This window comes from Paracoccus sp. FO-3, from assembly GCF_006386455.1.
Taxonomy (GTDB): Bacteria; Pseudomonadota; Alphaproteobacteria; order Rhodobacterales; family Rhodobacteraceae; genus Paracoccus; species Paracoccus versutus.
This window is the reverse complement of the sequence record NZ_VCBQ01000194.1, coordinates 1-4078: the sequence shown is the minus strand read 5'-3', so window position 1 is coordinate 4078 and position 4078 is coordinate 1. Positions and strand designations below refer to the sequence as shown.

Genomic DNA, 4078 nt, shown 5'->3' with positions numbered 1-4078 from the left:
GGCATCGACCCGGCCGGCGATGCGCACCCGGCCGCCGTCGCCGCCGCCCAGCACCACCCGCCCCGAGCGGCCCGAGACGGTGCGCGCCTCGGTCACGCCGGTCAGGTTGATCGCATGGCGCGCGGCATGGCGCGCCGTCGCCGCCTCGATCTCGATCACGCCGCCATCGGCCGAGATGCGGCCGTTCTGCCGGACCAGCGCCATGGCGTCGCCGTCCTCGGCCGGGGGCAGGGCCACCGACAGGAAGTCGTCGCCCGAAAGGTTCAGCACCGCCCGCCGCCCCGCGCCCAGCCCCACCGTGCCCAGCGGCACGCGGATCGTGCCGCTGTTGGCGACCCGCCCGCCCAAGAGCGCGGCATAGCCGCCGGGGATGATGTCGATGCGGCCGCGATTCTCGACGCTGCCGGGCCGGTCGCCGGAAAAGCGCAGCCGGCCGGCGGTGAAATCCTCGTTCGAGATGTCCAGCGTCGAGCCGACGAAGCCCGCGGTGGCGATGCGCCCCTCGCGCCCGACCAGGATGCCGTTGCGGTTGACGACGAAGACCTGGCCGTTCGCGCCCAGGAAGCCGTCGATCCGGGTCGGGCTGTCGCCGGTCACGCGGTTCAGCAGCGCCGCATCGCGCCCCGGCTGATGCACCCGGACCGAGCCGCCGGCGCCGATGCTGAAGCTGGTCCAGTCGATGATGGCGCGGTCGCTTTGCTGGTCGACCCGCATGGCGCCGGGGTTCGGCGTGGTGACGCTGGCGCTGCCGCCGACCACGTTCGGCCCGCTGGGCAGGGTCTGCGCCGCCAGCGATCCCGGCACCAGCGCGCTGCACATGAGCAGCGCCGCCCAAAGCCGGCGGCCGGGGCTAGAAGCGATAGGTGCTGACGATCGTGAAACGCGAGGGATCTTCCTGGCCATCGTCCCTGTTCCCTTTGCCGTATTCCAACCTGATGAGCGCCGAGGAATAGCTGGGATCGCGGATCAGCCGCAGATCGACGCCGATGCCGAACGAGCTGGCCTCGATGCGCGCAGCCTCGTCGGCGGTGGGATTCTCCAGATGGACCGCGCCCATGGCGGCAAAGACATAGGGGCTGACCACCAGCGGATGCCCGAAGCCCTGCGCCGGGAAATGCCGCGCCACCTCGCCGCGCAGGAACCAGCCGGAATCGCCCGAAAGGCTGCCCAGGTCAAAGGCCGACAGCCCCTCGGTCGAGGCGATGCCGAATTGCTCGCTCGACAGCAGCGGGTCGCCGAAGGCGCTCTGCGCCTGCCCCGACAGCGCCATGCTCCAGTCCTGGCGAAAGTCGCGGTCGTAGCGGAAGGACAGCTCCAGCTTGCGGAAATCCGCATCCGCGCCGGCCCGTGACAGGGGCTCGGCCGGTGTCGCCTCGGCGGCGCTGCGCGCGCCCAGGGCGTCCAGCCCCACCGACAGGACGGCTGCCATGCGCAGCGCGCTTTGGTCGGAAAGCTGCCAGTTGCCCTCGCCGGTCAGGCGCAGGACGCGGGTGCGGTCCTTGTAGATCCCGAAATCGCCGGCGCCGGTTTCCAGATCCTGCCGGTCGCGTTGCAGGTCCAGCGCCGCCGTGACCGAGATGTTGCGCTTGACCGAGCGCACCACCGGATAGAACAGCCGCAAAGACAGCCGGTCGAAATCCGAGGCCGTGGCCACGTCGCCGCTGTCCGGCCCGGCCTTGGAACTGGCCGCCTCGATCCCGAAGGTCAGCCCGTCGTTGCCCAGCGGAAACACCGCGCCGCCCGCCAGCGTGCGCAATTGCGGCCGGTCGTCCAGATAGCCCCGCTCGCCCAGCTTGGGATGGCCCGAGGCGCGCAGGTAGAACACCTCGCCCCGGCCGAGTTGGTTGTTCAGCTCGACCCCGGCGCTGAGGTTCCACCGCCCCAGCTCGCGCGAGAAGCTGTTGTCCAGCCCGACGAAGCCGGTAATCGTGCGGAATTGCGGGTTCAGGATGATGACCGTGCCGCCGGGCCGGGCGCCGGTGGACAGCGCCGATCCCAGCGCGACGCCGAACATGTCGCCCGCCAGCAGCAGCCGCCGCTCGATGTCGGGCAGGCGCAGGGTGGGGCGGTCGACCAGCGGCGCGGTCACGGCGTCCAGCCGGGCGCGCAGGCCGGGGGGTGCGGCGCTGGTGTCGATCTTCTCGACAAAGCCGTTGACCACGGTCAGGCGCAGCGGGCCGCCATCCTCCAGCGTCTGCGCCGGGATGACCACGCGCGCCAGCACATAGCCGTCGCGCACGAAGCCCGCCTCCAGGTCCGAGGCGGCGGCGAAGATCTCGGACACCGCGATCCGCTTGCCGGTCAGGCGCTGGCGCAGCGCGGCGATGCGGGCTTCGCTGCCGGGCAGGGCGCCCTCGACCCGGACATCGGCCAGCTGGATCGACAGCCGCTCGGCGCCCTCGGGCGCGGCCAGCCCCGGCGAGCCGCTGAACACCACCGCGCCGGTCAGCCGCTGCATCGGCGGCTGGTAGCTGTCCTGGGTGATCTGGCTTGCGGTCGGGATCCCTGTCTGGCCCTGCGCCGGCCCCGCCAGCAGGGCCGCCGCGGCAAGCGCCGCGATCCAGCCTGCCGGGCGGGCGAAGGGGCGTGGCCGGCGGATGCCGCGTCTTGCAGATGTCACGTTCCTGCCTCCCCCGAACGATGCGGCGGCAGGGATGCCGCCCCGGTTTCGTCAGCCCGTCGAAAGCGTTCTTCTTATCGGTATCCAGCCGCTGCCGGGGCGGCCCGTCGCGTCAACTCAATGCCTGGAACTCGACCCGGCGATTCTCGGCCGCCGCCGGGTCGGCGGGATTGGCCAGGAAGCGCTTGCCCATGCCAAGCGCCTCCAGCCGCGCTGCGGCGATGCCGCAATCCTGGACCAGCCAGCGGCGCACCTCTTCGGCGCGCAGCTTCGAAAGCGTCTCGTTATAGCTGTCCGAGCCCTTGGCGTCGGTATGGCCGACGATGCGGAACAGCGCCACGTCCGACTGCCGCATGGCCCCGCACATCTTTTCCAGCAGCGGGTGCTGGTCGGGCGCGATGCTGGCGGAATCGAAGGCGAAGCGGATGGCGATATTGACCTGAAGCTCGGGCGCGAACTCGCCGAAGACCACGGTGCCGCCCTCTGCCGGCGCCTCGGCCCCTGCCGGCTCGCCGCCCTGGGGGACGGCGATCATGTCCAGCCCGCGCGTCTTCTGGCCCTGGACGGTGGCGCGATACATCTCGCGCTGGGCCTCGAAGCGTTGCAGGATCTGTTCTTCGGTCAAGTCCTGCCCCTGGGCGGAACCGACCAGAAGGCAAATACCGGACAATATGGCCAAGCCGGTCCGCAGCACGGGAATCACCATAAAAAAACTGCATCCCTGAAAGATTATTTTACGCTAAACTAAAGATGTTTTCAATTCTTGCGCGATTGTTCGGGATGAGGCTGCCTTGCCCGCAAAGGATCACCCGGTGAACGGTCCCACCACCCGGCGCGGCCTGTCGGTCAGGGGCGCGGGGCTGACCCATCGCGGCACGGTGCGCGACCAGAACGAGGATGCGATCCTGGTCGATCCCTCGGGCCGGGTCTGGGCGGTGGCCGACGGCATGGGCGGGCACCGGCTGGGCGGCTATGCCGCGGACCGGGTGATCGACGCGCTCGAGACGGTCGCCGACGGCGAAGACCCCGCCGCCGCGCTGGCCGCGCGCTTTGCCGCGGCCGATGCGCTGATCGCGGCGCGCGGCCGCAGCGAGGGCGCGGTGATCGGCGCCACCGCCGTCGCGGCAGTGATCCGGCGCGGGCGACTGACGCTGGCCTGGGCTGGGGACGCGCGGGCCTATCTGCTGCGCGAGGACCGGCTGGCGCGGCTGACCCGCGACCATTCGCTGGTGCAGGAACTGGTCGATGCCGGCAAGCTGGCGCCCGAGGCGGCGCGCGACCACCCCCAGGCCAATATCGTCACCCGCGCCGTGGGGGCGGGGGCGGCGCCGGAACTGGCGGCGCTGGACCTGGCGGCGGGGGACCGGCTGCTGCTTTGCTCGGACGGGCTGACGCATGTGCTGGCCGATGCCGCGCTGGCCCAGGCGCTGCGCGAGACCCGGCCCGGCACGGCGCTGG

4 protein-coding genes are annotated in these 4078 nt (G+C 71.4%); 1 reads left to right on the top strand and 3 read right to left on the bottom strand.

Annotated features, from left to right (window positions below; all coding sequences use genetic code 11):
* The 3 genes from FE811_RS25980 to FE811_RS25970 all read right to left on the bottom strand — a co-directional run.
* Positions 1–819: filamentous hemagglutinin N-terminal domain-containing protein (locus FE811_RS25980; protein ID WP_181180982.1), on the bottom strand; the 819-nt coding region annotated here is incomplete at its 3' end.
* A 31-nt stretch (positions 820–850) separates the two neighbouring features.
* Complete coding sequence (locus FE811_RS25975) at positions 851–2620, bottom strand: ShlB/FhaC/HecB family hemolysin secretion/activation protein (protein ID WP_116221950.1); 1770 nt, start codon at positions 2618–2620, stop codon at positions 851–853.
* A gap of 112 nt (positions 2621–2732) precedes the next feature.
* Complete coding sequence (locus tag FE811_RS25970; RefSeq protein WP_166435530.1) at positions 2733–3245, bottom strand: OmpA family protein; 513 nt, start codon at positions 3243–3245, stop codon at positions 2733–2735.
* Positions 3246–3432: 187 nt separating this feature from the next.
* Between FE811_RS25970 and FE811_RS25965 the strand changes: the two genes are divergently transcribed.
* Positions 3433–4078, top strand: a 646-nt coding sequence (locus FE811_RS25965; protein WP_140849385.1) for a PP2C family serine/threonine-protein phosphatase, incomplete at its 3' end; no start/stop codon positions are given.